The organism is Fibrobacter succinogenes subsp. succinogenes S85 (assembly GCF_000146505.1).
In the GTDB taxonomy this organism is placed as follows: domain Bacteria; phylum Fibrobacterota; class Fibrobacteria; order Fibrobacterales; family Fibrobacteraceae; genus Fibrobacter; species Fibrobacter succinogenes.
The window spans coordinates 545,681-564,948 of record NC_017448.1 but is presented as its reverse complement, the minus strand read 5'-3'; the positions used below and the strand labels follow the sequence as shown (position 1 = coordinate 564,948).

Sequence of the window (19,268 nt, the reverse complement as noted above, 5' to 3'; positions counted from 1 at the left end):
TGGTTTTACTACCTTTAAAAACATGGTTACGTTAGCTCTTTCTCATTTTGAAAAAAGTTTCCCGGTGGTACTTCGTGGTAAGCGCCTGGGTGCGGTTCTCCATCCGGCTTCGGTCTGTGCCGATTTGAGTTATACGCTTGACTTGCTCAAGGATTTGGACGGCAAGCTCTTTAAGCTATCGGCTTTGTTTGGCCCGCAGCACGGCATCAAGGGACACACGCAAGACAACATGATTGAATGGGAAGGCTACGAAGACCCGGAATTGCATATTCCGGTTTACAGCCTTTACGGCGAACATCGCGAACCGACGGCAGAAATGCTTTCGCACGTGGATGCTATGCTTGTGGATTTGCAGGATGTGGGGGCGCGTTACTACACGTTCATCTGGACGCTTTTCCTCTGCATGAAGGCTTGCGAGAAGGCGGGAATCCCGGTGGTCGTGGTGGACCGCCCGAATCCGATTAACTGCGTGGACGAAGAAGGCCCGGTGCTCGACCTCAATTACACGAGCTTTGTTGGGCTTCATAGCATTCGTACGCGCCATGCCAAGACGATTGGTGAACTTGCCGAACAGTTCAAGGCCGAACGATTCCCGAAGTGCGAACTTTACGTGATGCACATGGATGGTTACGATAAGCGCATGTGGTTCGATGAAACGGGACTCCCGTGGATTTTGCCGAGCCCGAACATGCCGACGCTTGATACTGCAATTGTGTATCCGGGTATGTGTTTGTTTGAGGCGACCAACGTGAGCGAAGGCCGTGGCACGACGCGTCCGTTCGAAATTTTTGGTGCGCCGTTTATCGATGCGGTCAAGCTTTGCAAGTACATGAACGGGCTTAAGCTTCCGGGCGTGTATTTCCGCGAAAACTACTTCCAGCCGACGTTCCACAAGGGTGCGGGGCAGATTTGTGGCGGTGCGCAGATTCACGTGACGGACCGTAACAAGTTCCGCAGTTTTGAGATGGCGGTGAAGCTGTTGCAGTACATCTTCAACGAATACCCGAAGGATTTTGCGTGGAAACAGCCTCCGTACGAGTACGAGTTCCACAAGCTGCCGATTGATATTTTGCTTGGTAACGGAACGTTCCGCAAGGAATTTATCGAGTCGAGTATTTAATGGTTGTTGGAACTGCCGCGAAAATGCGAAAATGCGCCGAGCCTTGTTTAATCTATGAAACTTAGACTTTCGACAGAAACTTTGAATCGCTTAAAGCGCTTCCGCAAGAACAAGCGCGCCTTTTGGTCGCTTGTGATTCTGGTTGTGGCGTACTTGCTTTCGCTCACGAGCCCGTGGACGGTAAATGACGAGCCGTTCTATTTGCGTTACAACGGCAAGAGCTATTTTCCGGCGTTTGCGCGTTACAGCGAAGCGGACTTTGGCGGCGAATACAAGACGGAGCAGGATTACGCAAAGCTTTTTGCAGATGTCGAAGAATGTAAGCAGGATGAAGAAGACGGATTCCCGCGTGCTGGAGGCTGCCCCGAGATGTGGACGTTCATGCCGCCAGTGCCGCACGATCCGCTGAAGGCGGATCTGAGCGAGGAGGGAACCCCTCCATTTGCGCCGAGCGCAAAGCACTGGCTCGGGACCGATAGCAATGGGCGCGATGTTCTTTCGCGCTTGATTCACGGGTTCCGCATTTGCATCAGCTTTAGCTTGCTCTTGACCGTGCTTGGTACGTTCCTCGGCATTGTCATTGGCGGTATTCAGGGCTATCTCGGGAAGTTCTGGGATACGGGCATGCAGCGTATGATTGAAATCTGGTCGTCGCTCCCGATGCTTTACGTGGTGATTCTCATTGGCAGTATTTACGGCCGCAGTTTCTGGCTTTTGATTTTGATTATGGCGGCGTTTAACTGGCTTTCGCTCAGCTATTACATGCGTGCGGAATTCCTGAAGCTCCGCAGCATGACTTACGTGATGTCTGCGAAGGTGCTTGGACTCGGGCATCGCCATATCTTTTTCAAGGAAATCTTGCCGAACGCAATGACTCCCGTGGTGACGCTTTTCCCGTTCACGCTCATTGGTGGAATTGGGAGCCTCACGTCGCTCGACTTCTTGGGCTTTGGACTCCAGCCACCGACGCCGAGCTGGGGCGAACTCATGAGCCAGGGACTCAACAACCTCTACGCTCCGTGGATTTCCGTGAGCACTGTTGTTGCGTTGTTTGTGACGCTCCTCCTTACGACGTTTGTCGGCGAAGGCGTGCGAGATGCTATGGACCCGAAGTCGGGAGATAGATATGTTTAGACGAGAGACGAGAGACGAGAGACGAGAGGAACGCGTCATCCTGAGCGAAGTTGAAGGATCCAGTAAAGTCCCCGTTTTGCGTGTAAAAGAAGTTTCGGTGGCGTTCGGGTTCGACAAGAACGGTAACTCGCGTGACGGCAGGAAACCGTTGCAAGTGACGGACCGCGTCTCGTTTGACATTTTCCCGGGCGAATTCTTTGCGTTGGTGGGCGAGTCCGGTTGCGGAAAGAGCGTGACTGCGATGAGTATTTTGCGCTTGTTGCCGTGGCCAAGCGCAAAGATTGTGAACGGCGAGATTTTGTTCGATGTGGGGGCGAATGATGCGCAGGCTCAAGATTCGCGCGATGCTGACGATGGCAATGCGAATTCTCGTGACCTAGCGACACTTCCGCTCAAAGACTTGCAATCTGTCCGCGGTTCCGAAATTGCTTGCATTTTCCAGGAACCGATGCAAGCGTTGAACCCTGTTGTTACTATCAAAAAGCAACTTCTCGAAGTTTTCAAGTTCGGCGCAGTCTCGAAAAATACGCAGTCCAAACAAGATTCCGCGCCATCTCGTGGCAGTTCGTCATCCTCGGAGCGAAGCGGAGGGGATCCAGTCAACTCGCCGTTGGACTTAATCCGCGAGCAACTCCGTTTGGCTGGTTTCAACGACCCTGACCGCGTTTTGAATTCGTATTCGCACGAACTTTCAGGCGGTATGCTCCAACGCGTCTGCATCGTGATGGCGCTTTTGCCAAAGCCAAAATTGATCATCGCCGATGAACCGACAACTGCTTTGGATGTGACTGTGCAAGCTCAAGTTCTTGCTGTGCTCAAGGAAATGGCCGAGAAAACGGGAACAGCAGTTCTCCTCATAACGCACAACATGGGAATTGTTTCGCAGTACGCACACCGCGTTGCTGTGATGTATGCCGGCCGCATTGTCGAAGAAGGCCCCGTTCGCGAAGTCATCAACCATCCGATGCACCCGTACACGCAAGGCCTCCTTGCTGCGATTCCCGAAAGCCATAGCGACTTGCGCACGCTCGCGTCCATTCCGGGGGCTGTGCCGCATCCAAAGGATTTTGCCAAGGGTTGCCGCTTTGCCGATCGCTGCTGTAAATGCGCACAGGCTTCTGCCGAAGTTCGCGAAAAATGTCTTTCCGCCGAACTCCCGACGAAAATTGCCGAAGCGAATCATTTCGCCTATTGCTTTTGTGCCAAGTAATTAATCCTTGCAATCGTTTTTTGCATAAGTTTTACATCCCTTTCATTCTTGTTTTTTAATATTATCATCAAAGGTTGCCGCTAAATTTTTTAGAGGCTCCCTATGGATGTTGAAAGCTCGATAATATTATTGGGGAGAACGTTATGTTCTGTAAAGAGTGTCATAAAAATCTAAAAGATTTTGATGCTTTAATCGATAAAATGGAAAATTGCCCGTTCTGCGGTGCAAAATTGGTTCGCCCTCCGGTCAAGGTGGCGCAAAAAGATGTCAATGCATTGTGTGAAGCTCTTGTTCAAAAAGTCGGTGATTCTATTTTCGCAAACGAATCAACTTTGGAAAAAGAACTGCGTGATTTGAATGCTCCCGAATTTGCAGATGCTAAGGACCGTTTGTTCCTGCTTGTCTTAAAGCAAATTCCGTCAAGCATGTATGAGGTCAGAAGTTTTTCGGATGGCGAACAGCAAGAAGTTTTGGAGGCTTGCCAAAGACGACTTTGTGTGGATTTGGGACTCTCTTTTGAACCGTGCGCGCAAATGCTCGATATCTTGCAGGAATACATTTGGCAAAAAAGGTTTTCGCTTTCCCCGAATCTTTTTGAATCACAGTTTGTCGACCCTCGCGATGGTCAGGTCTACAAGACCGTAAGGATTGGCGATCAAGTGTGGATGAAGGAACCCTTGAAGTACAAGTGCGTGGGCTATACGGGCGAGGGCCTGTACGAATGGAGCTCGGTGAACAAGTATTGTGCCGTAAGGGGCTGGCGCGTTCCGAGCAAAAAGGACTTTGAAACATTGATCAAGACTGCTGCTGGTTTAGGGCTTGGTGACCCGTCGAGCGTGCTCATGTCTCGCAAGGGCTGGGAAAAGTGTAATGTGACCCCGACCGATAACTTGGGATTTGAAGCGACTCCGGTCAAATGTAGCACAGGTATCAGCAACAACTTCTTTAGTCATTTCTGGACCTCCGAAGACAAGTTCTGCTTTGAAATTTTCCCTGGGCGAGTAACGTTCAGCACTCACTCGCAATCGTATGTGCGCTTGATCAAGGACGATACTCCGGAAACAAAAACACCAGAAAAGAAATAAAAAGTGCGCGGGTTGTCCCGCGCATTTTTCGTGCATTTCGAGCGCAATTCTATTTGAATTCTTCGCACCACTTGGGAACGACTTCGGTCGCTTTTCCTTGAATGACGACGTCCGTGTACGGGTCGCCATAGGGTGCTTCAAGATTTAAGCAAGTGACTTTTGCTCCGTAGGATTTCGCAAAGCTCTTGAACCCTGCTGCCGGATACACGACGCTGCTAGTGCCGATGTAGGCGAATTCGTCGCAATTCATCAGAGCTTCTTGAATCTCGTCCATGTACAACGGCGTTTCGCCAAAGAACACGATGTCCGGGCGCACGGGGCTTCCGCAAATCGGGCATTTTGTGTCCAAAGTTTCTTCACCCGTGAATTCAAATTCGTGCTCGTTTTTAGTGCAACGGAGTTTCATCAAGTCGCCGTGCATGTGCAAAACGCGCTTGCTTCCTCCACGTTCGTGGAGGTCGTCGACATTCTGCGTCACCAGCAAGAATTCGTCGCCGAGGCGCTCTTCGAGCTTCGCAAGCGCGATGTGTGCCGCATTCGGAGCGTGCTCGGGGAGGCCCTTTCGCAAGAAGTTGTAAAAGTCCTTGACGCGCTTCGGGTCACGGCGAAGGGCGTCCGGTGTGCAGACATCTTCGATGTTTTCGTGTTCCCACATGCCGTCGTTTCCGCGGAATGTGCGGAGGCCAGATTCCGCGCTGATTCCAGCGCCTGTCAGTACGACGAGTCTTTTACGTTTCATAGATCCTCCTTACGAAATGGATGCAAAGAAAAGCGCTTCTGCAACGATGCCGCTTTCGAAATCGGGCAGGTAAAGGCTTTCGTTTTCGCCATGGGCGTTGCATTCCGGGTCTTCGAGACCCGTGAGCAAAATCGGGACGTTACCGAGCGTGTTGCGGAAAAGTTCTGCGCCTGGGATGCTTGCGCCGCATCCAATGAACTTGGTGGGGGAGGCGTAAGCGTCCGCCATGGCTTCGCTCATTTTCTTGAAGAACGGGTGGTTCGTGTCGGTCGTGAATGGATTGGCACCGTCTTCCTTGTCAATGGTGATTTCCATGTTGTTTGGAACTTGGGCCTTGAGGAAGTCGGCGAGCATGTCGGTGCATCTCACGGCGTCCATGCCGGGTGCAAGGCGGATGCCGATTCGGGCATAGGCGCTATCTTGCAGCACATTGCCGGCGTTCACGCGGGAGCCGGATTCAATCGTGCTCACGATGATGCTCGGGCGGCGCCACAGCGAGAGCAGAATTTCGTCTTCCGGCACGTTCAACTTCACTTGCTCGAGAACGCCGCCGTCGTTGCGGAAAATTTCTTCAGTCATGCCGAGCGACTTGTAAGATTCAAGCTCTTCCTTGGTCGGCGGGATAATGTCGTCTTCGTAATGCGGGATGAGAATCTTGCCGTCCTTGTCGGTGAGGCTTGCAATCATGCGGCAAAGAGCCTGGGCGGGGTCGGGAATCGGGCCAGACCATGAGCCGGAATGGAGTGGGGCCTTTGTCGCGCGGAGCGTCACGTTGATGGCGCTCATGCCGCGGAGCGTCGTCGTGATGGACGGCGTTCCCTTTGCGAAGTTCCCGAGGTCTGCAATAATGACGGCGTCGCTCTTCAAGAGTTCTGCATGTTCCGTGAGAATCCTTTCGAAGCCTGCGCTCCCGGATTCTTCTTCACCTTCAATGATAAACTTGAGGTTCGGACCGTTGCCCTTGAGCTCGCGGCGGACCTGTTCGAGGGCTGCGAGATGCGTGATGATGCCAGCCTTGTCATCAGCGGTGCCTCGTCCAAAGAGGCGGTCGCCTTTCTGCGTAGCGGTAAACGGCGGCGTGTCCCACAAAGCTTCTCGCATGGGCGGCTGCACGTCGTGATGCGCGTACAAAAGGATGGTCGGCTTGTCCGGGCTGGTGAGGCTTTCTGCATAAACGCTCGGGCGCCCGCTCGGCGGCATCAAAAACTGGATGTTCGTGAGTCCCGCTTTTTCAAACATCGCCTTGACGGCGTTCGCGCTATCCAAAACGTACTTTTGGTCAAAATTGTCAAAACTGATGGATGGAATGGCTACCAGGCTCGAAAGCATGTCGATATAGCGCGGCATGTTTTCGTGAATATCTTTTTTGATTTGATTTTGCATAATTTACTCTCTTGTCTAGTAAGAATTATAAAATTTTTCATGGCATGGCAATAGGTGGTTTGTTGGTTCTATAAGTCTTGCTAGGCTGTCTTTGGTATCAGATTTTTCTATTTTACTACTCATGAACAATAATTGCATCAACCACGAATACTATATGCGCGTGAGTGACCGCATTTTGGCACTTATTCGCCGTATTTTCCACAATAATCCAGAATTTCGCCATGATTCCCTGAAGCATGTGGCTCGCTTTGCCCCGATTATACCGTTCATGGGTGGTCGCCCGGACTTGAGCAAGACTCTGAATCGCGTGGTGACGTTTGCGGATGGCTCAAATCCGCTCCATTTTGGTTGCCCGATTATGCTCGCGGCTGGTGCAAACAAGACGGCGAAACGCATTTGCGATTTTGCCAACATGGGCTTTGGAGGCATCTCTGTCGGGACTGCAACCCGCCACGTCCGCGAAGGGAACACGCACAGACCGCGTATCGGTTTTATCGAGAATGACCGTGCAATTCATAATAGCATGGGTCTCAACAACGATGGCGTCGACGCAGTGACCCGTCGCGTGGATACCCAGATTACCGCAGCTCACAGGGTTCAAATGTGCGTGGGCATCTCTGTTGCCGAAACGCCGGGTCTCACGGATGAAAACGAAAAGCTTCAGGACATCGTCGAAAGTTTCTCCATCGCTTACCGCGTGGCGGACTACGTCGAAATCAACCTGAGCTGCCCGAATACGGGGGAGAATCGCCTCGATTTGGACATGACGCTTGTCAACAAAATCTTTACCGCCATCACGGATTATCGCAATAAACAGCCGGTCCGCAAGGCCATTTATGCAAAACTCAGCCCGGATATGCCCGAAAATCACACGGCAACCATCATGGATATGTTGGTGAAGGTGGGCGTGAACGGTGTTGTCATGGGTAACACGTACCCGACAAAGAAAGTTACGGACCTCCCAGTTCATGTGAAGTACGACGATTTGACTCCGCTCCGTGCTGATAATGATCGCGGTGGCATGTCTGGCCGCCCGCTTTACGAAAATACAGTGCGCAATGTCAAGTTTATTCGTGAACATTACCCGCAGATGAGCGTGATTGCTTGTGGTGGCATTGACCACGGCTACAAGATTTATGACCTCATCAAGCTCGGTGTCGATGCGGTGCAGTGCTATTCTGTGGTGGCTTTCCGCTGGATGGCTGCCCATGCGATGCGTAAGGAACTTGAAGAAGCGCTCTCAAAAGACGGTTTCAAGTCTCTCGCCGATTACGATGCCAAGAATCCGAAGGGCTAATGAACGCTGATGGTCCGGTGTGTTAAAATATTCCTCGTAGCGCTTTTGCTCAGCTGTGTCCAGTCATTCGCTGGATACTTTATCGAGCAACCCTACGAAGATGCACCGGCATCAGATTCTCTTTCGGCGCTCTCGTTTGGTGGCGAACTGCAACTTGTCTATTATCTGAGTTCCGTGCATCCGGGAATTTTGCTGAGCAGCGAACACCGTTTCCATAAGCACCATTCGGCGGATCTTTTTGCGGCGTTCCTGTTCTCGGGCGATTACTTTGAAGTCGGCACGGATTGGCGATTCTTTTTCCGCGGAACTCGCGAAGATGACTTTGTTCGCCTCGGCTTTTCGATGATTTCTTTTGACCGTTACGGCAAGAACTATTTCCAGCCGCGCGCGACGCTTGGCTATGGCCGTGATATCACTTTTTTCAAGAATACGAGCTTTTTGTGCCGTATAGAACTGGATGCAAGCTACATCATGGGCAAGGCGTTGGTGGATAAAAGCGATGACATCTTCAGCCGCGAAGCCCATTTTTCAGCGGCTTTGAATATCGGTTTTTATCTGTTTTAAATAGCAATTATATATAGGGTGGATTAAATGTCGAAAATCATTCGTGCCATTTGTATTCTTTCGCTTTTCTCGGTTTCCGCATTTGCGGGGCCGTGGCTTGGACTTATTTATAAAAAGGATCTCTATCAAAATCACTTAGCGCTCCGCGTTTCTGGCGTGCATCCTGAATCGGGTTGCTTGGCGGCTGGTGTCGTTTCTGGCGACCTTGTTATCGGTTTTGGTGGCAAGGACTTGGTGAATGTCGCTCAGATGCAGGATGTTTTGAAAACTGCAAAAGTGGGTTCTAAGGTGGCGATTGAAATCTTCCGCGATGGCAAGCGTATTCCGCTGACGGTAACGCTGACTGAACGCCCGGACGACATTTCTAGCCTCACCGGGTCTGCCATAGGAAGCAAGATGGCTGAATTCGGCAAGAACTTCTACAAGAACGGCGAAAAGAGAAAGGATGCTCCGAAGGCGACTCTTCTCGACTTCTGGGCGACCTGGTGCGGGCCTTGCCGCCAGACGCTCCCCGTGCTTGAAAAAATCTACAACAAGTATTCTAGCCAGGGACTCGAAGTCATCGGCATTTCATCTGAACAGACCAAGCCGCTCCTTGCGTTCTACAAGAAACAGCATGCCTCCCCGTATCCGCTTTACCGCGATGCGGACCAGGGACTCTGGCGCCGTTACGGGATTCACGCTGTTCCGACGCTCATGCTCCTTGATTCAAACGGTTACATCAAGCGCGTCTGGAGCGGCGCCCCGAGCTTCGAAATGCTCGAAAAGTTAGTCCTTGAAGTCTTGGAAAAATAGCGGGGTAGACGTGGTAAGACCTCATATGGCGGTCTTTGGTCGTTTTACTCTCTTTTTTTGAGATTATTACTACACAAATATCCTGATTTTTTGTATCTTTCCTGCCAGCAAAGCTCCGCCGTGTAGGCGGGTAGCAATTTCAACAATAAAAAAAGGATCCAATAATGGCTCTCAAACTCGGTATTAATGGTTTCGGTCGTATCGGCCGTATGGTCTTCCGCGCTGCTGTGGAAAACTTCTCCAAGGACATCACTGTTGTCGGTATCAACGACCTTCTTGACGCTGACTACCTCGCATACATGCTCAAGTATGACTCCGTCCACGGTCAGTTCAACCACGACATCAAGGTCGAAGGCAACTTCCTCATTGTTGACGGCAACAAGATCCAGATCTTCGCTGAAAAGGATCCGACCAACATCACTTGGGGCGCTCTCGATGTAGACGTCGTTGTTGAATCCACTGGTTTCTTCCTCACTGCAGAACTTGCTGAAGCCCACCTCAAGGCTGGTGCTAAGAAGGTCATCATGTCTGCTCCGTCTAAGGACTCCACTCCGATGTTTGTGTACGGCGTGAACGACAAGACCTATGCTGGTCAGAAGATCATCTCCAACGCTTCCTGCACCACCAACTGCCTCGCTCCGATCTCCAAGGTCCTCAACGAAAAGTTCGGCATCGTCCGTGGCCTCATGACCACCGTTCACGCTGCAACTGCTACTCAGAAGACCGTTGACGGCCCGTCCAAGAAGGACTGGCGCGGTGGCCGTGGCATCCTCGAAAACATCATCCCGTCTTCTACGGGTGCTGCTAAGGCTGTGGGTAAGGTTCTTCCGGAACTCAACGGCAAGCTCACTGGTATGTCTCTCCGCGTGCCGACTTCCGACGTTTCCTTCGTTGACCTCACTGCTGAACTCAAGAACGCTCCGGCTGCTGACAAGGACGCAGCATACGCAGCAATTTGCGCTGCTATGAAGGAAGCTTCTGAAGGCGAACTCAAGGGCATCCTCGGCTACACCGAAGACGCTGTTGTTTCTACCGACTTCCGCAACAACTCCTGCACTTCTATCTTCGACGCTAAGGCCGGCATCCAGCTCGACCCGACCTTCGTGAAGGTTTGCTCTTGGTACGATAACGAATGGGGCTACAGCAACAAGGTTTGCGAAATGGCTCGCGTTATCACCAACTACAAGGGCTAATTAAAGTTTAACTAGTGTTAGTGGTGTGGGCGTAACCGCTTAAAAGCAAATTGTTTCCCACACCTCCGCTAAAAAAGCTTTTGGACCTCGCCACTCGGCGGGGTCCTTTTTTTGCATGTAATGATGGCTTTGGATTCAGATTTTGGATTTTTTTGACATTTTTGGATCTTTCCGCTTATTTTGCAGTCACTTCTTTCAAAAAATCCGCTTTGAGCTTGGAAAGGAGTGTTGCCGCTTTGCGCTTTTTTTTGCGCTGTTTGCGGTTGCGGAGAAGTGTCGGGATGACGCTTGGGTGGTGGAGTGCAAATGGCGTGGATGCTTCTGCACCGAATGCTTTAGACAAGATAATAGCGATTGACTTGAGGTCGCGCATTCCCGCGCGCATTTCTGCGAGATTGTGCGCATTTTCTTTGCGATTGTTTCCTGTGACTGCCTCGGCTCCGTCGCCTGTTGCTTGAGCTACGAGATACGGCACGGAGAACATCTTGCCGCCTGCATGCATCATGCGGAGGGTAAAGTCTGCAAGCCTTGCATTTTCCGGGAGTGTTGTGTCGAACCCGCCGGTACGCTGGATAATGCGCCTTGAGAAAATCCCCAAATAAGGGTGCGGCGCGGCGACGTAACGCAACGGTGCGTTCTCGTCAATTTCAATAAAACCAGAACCCTTGGATGACGGTCTTAACAGGTAGCCGCCTAAAAATTTTCCATTGTTTGTACGGATGCGTGGAGCAAAAGCATCAACCATCGGGAAGGAGTCTGTGACCTCAGCAACGTTGTTCAAAAAGTTGCGGTCAATCTTGATGCTCGGGTGCGCGAAAACTACCCATTCCCCTTCAATTTCATCGAGATGCTTGTTCCAGTCGCGAGTGAAAAACCAGCCGAGTTCTGGATCCGTGAATGGCGGTTGGGGGAGGTTGCCTTGCGTCTCGTCGTAGTTTTCGTTGAAAACAAAAACGTCAAACTGTCGCATCGTAAGTCTCGATAATGCTTAGAATTCCACGCGGAGGCCGAGCCTGTGTTCGAAGCCTAAGCTCTGGGCTAAGTAAGAAAAAGCGTAGTCCACGGCGAACAGGTCCGAGGCGTAACCAAGGCCGAGGCTGAAAATGCGGGCTTCATTGGTCTCGTCCGGTCTGCTGGACGAATTGGCCAGTTCCTTGATATCGCGGGTGATGTCAAGCCATGTGCGCGTAAAGCCAGCGCGGATGCGGAAAAATTCACCGAGCGCGTATTCCGCACCGAGGTTCAAGTCCGGTTCTGCATAACGAGGAAAGTCGGTCTCTGCAAACAACGTCAAACGCGGTACGCTACGGGGTTTCATAAATCCGCTGATTGCAAATGTTTGCGACAAGGGGTAGGTGTCGTCTGCGTCTTCCTTGACGTAACCGCGGAGCATGGCACCGAAGTCTCTTGCGACAAACGAAAATCCGTAATTCTTGGAATCGGAAACCCAGGTCAGGCCCCAGTCAAATGCTGCTGCCATTGCGGTCTGGTCTTCGTTGTCTCCGGTGAGCTTGTCCGATGCAAACTTGATCGTTGCACCCACGCGGATGTGCTTCATCGGGTACGCCACGGATAAAGTTGCAAGCTGGCTGAACGGCTTGTATTCGCTGCCGTTTTCATCACCGTATTCATCGTAGCCAGTAATCGTTCCGTACGAAATCCAGTTGTACGAGAACTGCAGGATAAACTTTTCAAATTGCGTTGTGTACGAGAGCGTTCCCTGGTTGTCGGCGAATTCGCCTGTTTGCCAGTGCGCTTCGGCCACGCGCTTTTTGCCTTCGGGCATGAGGATCGCAGCCGGGTTCAGCTGCACTACAGTCGGGTCCGTTGTGGGGAGTGCCGATGCTGATTTCTCAAGCGCCGCATTACGGGGACTGTCAAAAGTCGAGAGGAACGAAAAAACTTCTTGCCCTGCATCGTGCTGAGAAAAATAGCCAAAATCTGATGCCGGACATGCGATAGCGAGTGCCGCAATTGCTGATAGTTTTTTCAATAAATCCATGGCATAAATTTATAAAAAGTCAAGCGAGCGCATTGTTAAAAATTCGCAGAATGGGCTATTTTTTTTGTTTATTGCCCATTATAATACCTTTACAATACAAAAAAGTTTTTATATATTTGCTCGTGCTCGGGCTACTAGCTCAGTTGGTAGAGCAACGCCCTTTTAAGGCGTGGGTCGAAGGTTCGAGCCCTTCGTAGCTCAGTAATCGGTTCCTTTATCGGAGCCGATTTTTTTATATTAGGACAAAAGATTATTCAGTGAAAACAATATGGCAAAAGTTCCCTTTCTCGACCTCAAGCTTTTAAACGCCCCGTACATGGAATCCTTGAAGGAGGCCGCGAGTTCCGTCGTGGAGTCGGGCTGGTACATTCGTGGACATTATGGCGAACAATTTGAACGAGCTTTTGCCGAATATTGTGGTGTGAAATACGCAGTGGGCGTGGGGAATGGGCTTGATGCGCTTACGCTCATGTTGCGTGCTTCGATGGAACTTGGAAGGCTTAGGGCTGGCGACGAAATCCTGGTACCGTCGAATACGTATATCGCGACCGTCCTTGCTGTTAGCGCTGTTGGGCTCAAGCCGGTGCTTGTGGAACCTGCCGAAAATAGCTATGACATGGATCCGAAACGCTTGAAGGATGCCTGTGGGGCGCGCACTCGTGGAATTCTTGTAGTTCATTTGTACGGGCGCCTCTGTGCGATGGATGAAATATGCGAGTTTGCCAATGAACATGGCTTGCTGCTGTTTGAAGACAGTGCGCAAGCTCATGGGGCGCGACTTGGCGATGGTCGTTGTGCAGGTTCATTTGGCTCGGCTGCCGCTTACAGCTTTTACCCGACAAAGAATCTGGGGGCGCTTGGCGATGCGGGAATGGTCCTGACGAACGATACGGATATTGCAAATGCCGTCCGTTCCCTGGGCAATTATGGCTCCGAACAAAAATATGTGAACATGTACAAGGGCGTGAACTCTCGCCTGGACGAAATGCAGGCGGCTCTTTTGCTTGCAAAGCTTCCGCATTTGGATGAATGCAATGATCGACGCCGGGAAATTGCAGCTCGCTATTGCCGTGATATTAAAAATGACAAAGTCATTCTGCCCGAACTTCCTGCAACGCCTTCGGAACATGTTTACCATGTGTTTGTAATTCGCTTAAAGAGCGAAGAAGCTCGCGACGAAATGCAGAAGTTCTTGACTGCCCACGGAATAGGGACGCTTATTCATTATCCGATTCCGCCGCATTTGCAAGAGGCTTATGCCCACGAATTTAGCGGTGAGTACCCGATTGCAGAAGCGATGGCAAAGACGATACTCAGCATTCCCATGAGTCCCGTGATGACCGACGACGAAGTCTCCGAAGTGATTGGAGCCATTAATGAGTTCTAGGGAAAATAAGACAAATCCTCAGCCTGTGAATTTTTGGAAGGCGTTTATGGGTTCTGGAATGGTGACGTTCCTCAACGCCTTACGTGTTTTTGTGGTGAATAAGCTTCTGGCCATGTTCTTGCCGCCGAGTGCTTTTGCGTGCGTTGGTCAGTTCATGAACTTTATGACAATGGGACAGGCAACGTCTTCGCTTGCGCTCCAGAATGGCTGGGTGAGCCTTAGTGCTCAGAATAAGGACAACTTGGAACAACTGAAGGGTGTGTGGCGTGGCGGTTTTCGCTTGACCACTTTTGCAAGCATTGCCACGTTTGCCGTAGCTCTCGTTCTCTGCTTTACGGTCCCGCTCGAATCGTTTTTCCCGGGCATCCACCCGCGTCTTGTGCAGGCGGCGATTATCTTTGCCTTGCCGGGCGTCTTTGCGACAAACATCATTACGATTACTGCATCCGTGATGAACGGGCTTGGGCATTACCGCCGTTGGGCACTCATCAACATGGTGTCTTCGCTATGGCAAATGCTGTGGGTCGCGTTTTTCCTTTATTCGGGGCGCCTGAGCGTACTTTCGATTGTGGCAACGCAGTCTGTAGTTGCAGGAATTTTTGCGGCGCAAATAGCGTCACGTGCTGGCTTTAGCCTGCGTGAAATCCGCAAGAGCGCGCTTGACATCCGTGCGCCGTGGCTCTCGTATGCGTTGATGGGAATTGTCCCTATGCTCTTGTCGCCTGTGGTGCTCACGTTTATGCGACAGACTGTTGGCGATAATCTAGGGTGGGATGCTGCCGGCATTTGGCAGGGAATCTGGAAAATATCGGATTTCTTGACGGCGTTTTTCTCGGCCATCCTCGGCGTTATAATCTTGCCACGAGTCTCTGCGAAAATGACGAAATCGGAATTCTGGGGAATGTTCCGCCCGATATTCCTTAAGACGATGTTGCTTGCGCTAGTGGCTGTATTGATTCTTTACTTTGGCCGTTCGCTCCTTGTTGCGGTGATGCTTTCTTCATCGTATGCGGGGGCCGCCGATTATCTCCCGGTACAGCTACTTGGCGACTTTTTCCGCGTGGGCGGTTGGGCGCTTGGGCTTGTGCTGATTGTGCGCCGTGAAACAAAGAAATTCCTGACGCTTGAAATTTGTTCGGAACTTGTCTTGGCGCTATCGACTTATGCTTTTGTAAAACTTTATGAGTTTAATGGCCCGATGATGGCGTATGCTCTTGAAAATTTCCTTACGCTTGTTGCTTCATTTGTTCTCGTCAGCCGCTTAAAGTGGGGTGAAAAATGACTCCAAAAGTTTCTGTAATCTTGCCTAGCTATAACCATGAGCTGTATGTCGAAGCTGCTGTGCGTTCCGTGATGGAACAGACTGGAGTTGACTTTGAGCTGATTGTCATTGACGATGGAAGCAAGGACCGTACCCCAGAAATTCTAAAGCGTCTGGCCGACGAACTGAAATTTACGTACATCCATCGACCGAATAAGGGCGTTGTACCGACGCTTATAGAAGCTCTTGCTCTTGCGCGTGGCCGCTATGTCTGTTCGTTTTCTTCTGATGACATCATGCCACCGGATCGCCTTAAAAAGCAGAGCGATTTTCTAGATGCGCACCCGGAAGCCGCATCGTGTTTTGGGCAGATTGTTTCGCTATACGAAGGCGATAAGATTGGCTCCGAAATGGACGTTCGCTACCTGCGGAGTGTCCCTCAGATTTCTTTTGAAGAATCCTTCCTGGGGCAGAAGGCATTGCATGGCTGTGCTGAAATGTTTGATCGCGAGAAGATTCTTGCTATCGGCGGTTACGATAAGCGGTATTATTTTGAAGATTATCCGCTTTATCTGAGCATTCTTTACCACTATGGCCCGCAACCGGTTTCAAAGGATTTTGTGTGCTGCTATTACCGGGAACACGGCGACAATCTGCATGTGGACAATAACCGCATTTTTAGCGAAATTTTGCGTATCTTGGCGGAAAACTACAGCAAGCACCCGTTGTATAAAAAAGCGGTCCGCTGCTGGAAGGCAAACTGGTTTTCTGCCGTTGCTGCCCAAAGCAAGCTCAAGGCGCTCCGCCTGATTCCGAAGGTGATTTCGCTTTCGCCCCGGTTTTGGATGCGCCTGCCGAAGTTGTTTATCCCTAGAAAATTGCTGAAATTTTAGAATCTCTTTAGGTAATTCTAAAAAGACTTAGTTCTTTAAAGATGAACTTGGAATAATTTATTTTTTGCTATTTATCTTGGATATCATTTTTGCGATACTTGTCGCTATAACTGCAGCAGAAGCGACTGATGCAACGACTGGTCCACCGAATATACTGCCGAGTCCCAAAGCCATTAATGCAGCATTGCTGGCAATAATGGCTTTTTTTGCTGCATCTGCATTATTGCTAGCTAACTCATCTTTATACTCAAAATACTCATCATTCTTCTTGATAGTTTTGTTCTTGCTTTCAAAACTGACTTCTTGAAGTCCCCATGGGTACCAATATAATGGAGCGAATACGAAAATATCACCTTTTGTAGTATTATTGATGGTCATAATGCCATTGCTAAATATGGCGTTTATCAAATTTTCTTTAGTACTTCCGAAATCTAAAAATTTGTTCTGTTCACAAACTGTATTTATCAAATTATCGAATTTATTTGTATCTAATGATTTATAGCGGTATAATCCGTTATCTGCAAAGAATACTGCATGTTGAAAATTTGCTAGGTTCTTACAGAATTGGTCTTCGGCAAGCTTTTCAAATAACATTTTTGCAGCATAAGCTCTAACCTCTGTTGATGTATAAATCGCTGGACTTATTATTTCGGTTATATTTGATTTTGCTATTGCTAAAGATTTGTCTATAGCATTGTGGTATAAAATATTGATGAATAGTTGTAAGTTGGTTGTGTAGTCTGCATTTGATAATTCTTTTTTGAAGTAGTCCCAGGGCTTTCCCAGACCTTGAGTGTCTTTACCAAAGAAAACTTGTAAAAGAGGTTCCATTTCTGCTTGTGAAAGAACCTTGAGTTGATTGTTGTTTGTTTTAAAAGCTTTTTCAGTATCTGCTATGTATTGCGGATCTATGCCGAAATTTTTTGCTATATCCCAATAAGCCGAGCTGGCTCTTTGGTCTGAAAAAATAAGCTTAAATAAATAACCAAAAATTTCTTCAATGGTCCATTCTGTGCTGATGATGTTGTTCGGAGATAGTTCTGTAATGGACCCTTGTATTGATTGCCAAAATAAATCTGTGCGAATGAATATTTTTGGAGCGATATTATGGAGATTTGATCCTGCATGAGTCCAATATTCAAATAGGGACGATATTGCTTTTTCCCAATAGGAGGGCCGAATATACAAGTCTAGTTTGTCGTAGAGAATAAGTAATTTTTTGTTGTTTTTGGCTAGTTCCTCGTCAAATCTATATAAGTCTTCCACAATGTGTAGAAGACTGTCTATATCATTTACGAGTTCCATAAATTCTAAAGTATCTAATTCTCCATTAATAGAGGAATATTTATTGGCTAATGGACTTTGTTGCTTTACAACGGATCGGATCTCGGAGAGACTTTCGTTACCGTTATCAAGAAATAGTTTGCTCCATGTATATATTCTCCAAAGATTTAGATAATCAACGTCTTTGTTGAAGGCTGACCTAATTATTATGGAAAGCGCAACTTCCTGATCCTTATTATCGGGCAAAGCATTGGCATAAATAAATTCAGCATTGTCTTTCTGTCGAGAGTTACTCTTAATTTTATTTGATATTTGCTGATTTTGGAGAGATTTGCACAAATGTGTTTTGCCTGTTCCCTTGCGTCCGCAAATAATGAACTTATCTTTGTCAAATAAATCGTTCATGCATTGTCTATAGAAAAAAGTATTTTCATTTATGCGGTCTTCTTCTGCACTATTTATAGACTCGTCTAAAACTTTTTTTAAATGTTGAAGGATTATGTTTCTTAAATCATATGAATTGTACCTATTGTCTTTGTTTGATTTAAGATTATCAGCCATTAGACCAAATATACTGCTTAGCAGACCTTCTGGGAAACAATTTCTGTCTATCTCATTAAAAAGCTGAGTATAGTCAGAAAATTGAATGTTCCTATCTGTTGATGTGTTCATATCAATGAATTTTTTATCTGCGGCTAGATCGCCTATCCCAATTCTTTCTAAATCGTCATTTCGATGAATTGGAATTCTTGTCGGGGCATTTTTTTGGTCATAAACATTCATAATGAAAGTTTCCATTCGATTATAGGCTTCCATTAAAATGTTGTCTTCTTTGTAATTTTTTGGTAAAATTGAATATGCTAGGATTAGTTTGAATAAATTTTCGTTTTGAACATGTTTGGCTAAAAGATTTATTAAGCCCGGTTCGTTTTGTCTGCTTAATCCAAAGAATCCTACAACGCATGAAGATAAATGTAATGTTGCAGTTCCGAAGATGTCATTAAATCCTGTTCTGGAATCAATTAGAATAGCATCGACATTTAAGGTTTTTAAATGTTCAAATAGCGTGTTGAAACTTTTGATGACATTTTGGGTGTTGCCTAAATTCAATTTAGCCAAACCTTCTATATAGTCTTGTCTATTTGGACTTTCTAAAGCGTTATCTTCTGTAACACCTTCGTTAAGATTTCCTGCCGGGATGAGCCAAATGCGGTCTAATGCTGGATGATAGTTGCTGTTTCGATTTCGTGCTCCGACATTTAATATGTAATCTTCTATTTTGATATTTTTTCCCAAAAATTGGGAGTCGCACAAAAACTCAACAAGACCATTTTTTTTCCCTTCTTTTAGTTCTTCGTGTTCATCGTTTTCTGATAGATTAAAGAAATTGAGATAACCAGGTGCTTCTAAATCACAATCAATAATGGCAACGTTCTTTTCTAATTTTGCCAAATGCAATGCGTATGAAGCCATTGCTGTGGTTCTGCCAACACCTCCCTTGTGACTGTAAAATGTGATAACAGGAATCTTAGTTTGATCTTCTTTAGTGAGGTCAATTTTTGATGTGCTATAAAAAGAGTCGAATCTATAACGTGGACCGTAATCAATACAATTAGGTTTGTTAACAATACTAGAATAAAAAGAGTCTTCTAATTCTGAAATCGGATAAATGTTGAAAAAGATTTGTATTTCATCATTTTCTGCAATAGGATCAAGGTCTGCTAGGTCTTTATTTGCTTTGCAAAAGTTGTCAAATTTTTTTTCTATATCTTGATGATGTTGGTGATTGAATAAAAAAACGAACACATCTATTTGAAAGCCTGCTCGGATGAAAACTTTAAATTTTTCTCCACGTTCTTCATTGATAAGGGAATGAAGAAATGCTTGTAAAGCAATTGCATATTTTGAAATGAATGTCATG

16 protein-coding genes and 1 tRNA gene are annotated in these 19,268 nt (G+C 48.0%); 12 read left to right on the top strand and 5 right to left on the bottom strand.

What is annotated here, in order from left to right; translation table 11 throughout:
• Positions 1-22 precede the first annotated feature (22 nt).
• The 4 genes from FSU_RS02445 (at position 23) to FSU_RS02430 (ending at position 4,549) form a co-directional block, all read left to right on the top strand.
• The gene (locus FSU_RS02445; protein WP_012819955.1) at positions 23-1,120 is read left to right on the top strand and encodes an exo-beta-N-acetylmuramidase NamZ family protein; all 1,098 of its coding nucleotides are present in this window, start codon (positions 23-25) and stop codon (positions 1,118-1,120) included.
• Between the two features lie 54 nt (positions 1,121-1,174).
• Positions 1,175-2,254, top strand: coding sequence for an ABC transporter permease (locus FSU_RS02440; protein ID WP_012819954.1), 1,080 nt, complete (start codon positions 1,175-1,177; stop codon positions 2,252-2,254).
• Positions 2,247-3,464, top strand: coding sequence for an ABC transporter ATP-binding protein (locus FSU_RS02435; protein WP_012819953.1), 1,218 nt, complete (start codon positions 2,247-2,249; stop codon positions 3,462-3,464). The genes FSU_RS02440 and FSU_RS02435 overlap by 8 nt, the downstream gene beginning before the upstream one ends.
• 143 nt (positions 3,465-3,607) lie before the next feature.
• The gene (locus FSU_RS02430) at positions 3,608-4,549 is read left to right on the top strand and encodes an FISUMP domain-containing protein (protein ID WP_012819952.1); all 942 of its coding nucleotides are present in this window, start codon (positions 3,608-3,610) and stop codon (positions 4,547-4,549) included.
• A 49-nt stretch (positions 4,550-4,598) separates the two neighbouring features.
• Here the strand turns inward: FSU_RS02430 and FSU_RS02425 are convergent, their stop codons facing one another.
• Both FSU_RS02425 and FSU_RS02420 read right to left on the bottom strand, forming a co-directional pair.
• The gene (locus tag FSU_RS02425; RefSeq protein ID WP_012819951.1) at positions 4,599-5,288 is read right to left on the bottom strand and encodes an NAD-dependent deacylase; all 690 of its coding nucleotides are present in this window, start codon (positions 5,286-5,288) and stop codon (positions 4,599-4,601) included.
• Positions 5,289-5,297: 9 nt separating this feature from the next.
• On the bottom strand, positions 5,298-6,671 hold the full coding sequence (locus FSU_RS02420; protein ID WP_012819950.1) for a M20/M25/M40 family metallo-hydrolase: 1,374 nt from the start codon (positions 6,669-6,671) through the stop codon (positions 5,298-5,300).
• 121 nt (positions 6,672-6,792) lie between these two features.
• Between FSU_RS02420 and FSU_RS02415 the strand changes: the two genes are divergently transcribed.
• From FSU_RS02415 to gap, 4 genes are all read left to right on the top strand, one after another.
• Positions 6,793-7,968: a beta/alpha barrel domain-containing protein gene (locus tag FSU_RS02415; RefSeq protein ID WP_012819949.1), complete on the top strand. Its 1,176-nt coding sequence runs from the start codon at positions 6,793-6,795 to the stop codon at positions 7,966-7,968.
• Positions 7,969-7,977: 9 nt separating this feature from the next.
• Complete coding sequence (locus FSU_RS02410) at positions 7,978-8,532, top strand: hypothetical protein (RefSeq protein WP_012819948.1); 555 nt, start codon at positions 7,978-7,980, stop codon at positions 8,530-8,532.
• Positions 8,533-8,559: 27 nt separating this feature from the next.
• Positions 8,560-9,327: a thioredoxin-like domain-containing protein gene (locus FSU_RS02405; RefSeq protein WP_012819947.1), complete on the top strand. Its 768-nt coding sequence runs from the start codon at positions 8,560-8,562 to the stop codon at positions 9,325-9,327.
• Positions 9,328-9,491: 164 nt separating this feature from the next.
• Positions 9,492-10,520, top strand: a complete 1,029-nt coding sequence (gene gap / locus FSU_RS02400; protein WP_012819946.1) for a type I glyceraldehyde-3-phosphate dehydrogenase — start codon at positions 9,492-9,494, stop codon at positions 10,518-10,520.
• Between the two features lie 175 nt (positions 10,521-10,695).
• On the opposite strand, the gene FSU_RS02395 is transcribed toward gap, so the two are convergent.
• A complete protein-coding gene (locus FSU_RS02395) occupies positions 10,696-11,490 on the bottom strand; it encodes a glycosyltransferase family protein (RefSeq protein ID WP_012819945.1) in 795 nt (264 codons plus the stop codon).
• An 18-nt stretch (positions 11,491-11,508) separates the two neighbouring features.
• Entirely contained in the window at positions 11,509-12,522 is a 1,014-nt protein-coding gene (locus FSU_RS02390; protein WP_012819944.1) for a PorV/PorQ family protein, read from the bottom strand.
• 128 nt (positions 12,523-12,650) lie between these two features.
• Here FSU_RS02390 and FSU_RS02385 point away from each other — a divergent pair.
• The 4 genes from FSU_RS02385 (at position 12,651) to FSU_RS02370 (ending at position 16,063) form a co-directional block, all read left to right on the top strand.
• A tRNA-Lys gene (locus FSU_RS02385) sits at positions 12,651-12,723 on the top strand.
• A 67-nt stretch (positions 12,724-12,790) separates the two neighbouring features.
• Positions 12,791-13,909 carry a DegT/DnrJ/EryC1/StrS family aminotransferase gene (locus FSU_RS02380; protein WP_012819943.1) on the top strand — a complete coding sequence of 373 codons (1,119 nt, stop codon included), beginning with the start codon at positions 12,791-12,793 and terminating at the stop codon, positions 13,907-13,909.
• On the top strand, positions 13,899-15,191 hold the full coding sequence (locus FSU_RS02375; RefSeq protein ID WP_012819942.1) for an O-antigen translocase: 1,293 nt from the start codon (positions 13,899-13,901) through the stop codon (positions 15,189-15,191). Before FSU_RS02380 ends, FSU_RS02375 begins: the two co-directional genes overlap by 11 nt.
• Complete coding sequence (locus tag FSU_RS02370) at positions 15,188-16,063, top strand: glycosyltransferase family 2 protein (protein ID WP_012819941.1); 876 nt, start codon at positions 15,188-15,190, stop codon at positions 16,061-16,063. The genes FSU_RS02375 and FSU_RS02370 overlap by 4 nt, the downstream gene beginning before the upstream one ends.
• Before the next feature lie 57 nt (positions 16,064-16,120).
• Here FSU_RS02370 and FSU_RS02365 read toward each other — a convergent pair whose 3' ends face one another.
• Positions 16,121-19,267, bottom strand: coding sequence for a KGGVGR-motif variant AAA ATPase (locus tag FSU_RS02365; RefSeq protein WP_012819940.1), 3,147 nt, complete (start codon positions 19,265-19,267; stop codon positions 16,121-16,123).
• Between the last annotated feature and the right edge of the window lies 1 nt (position 19,268).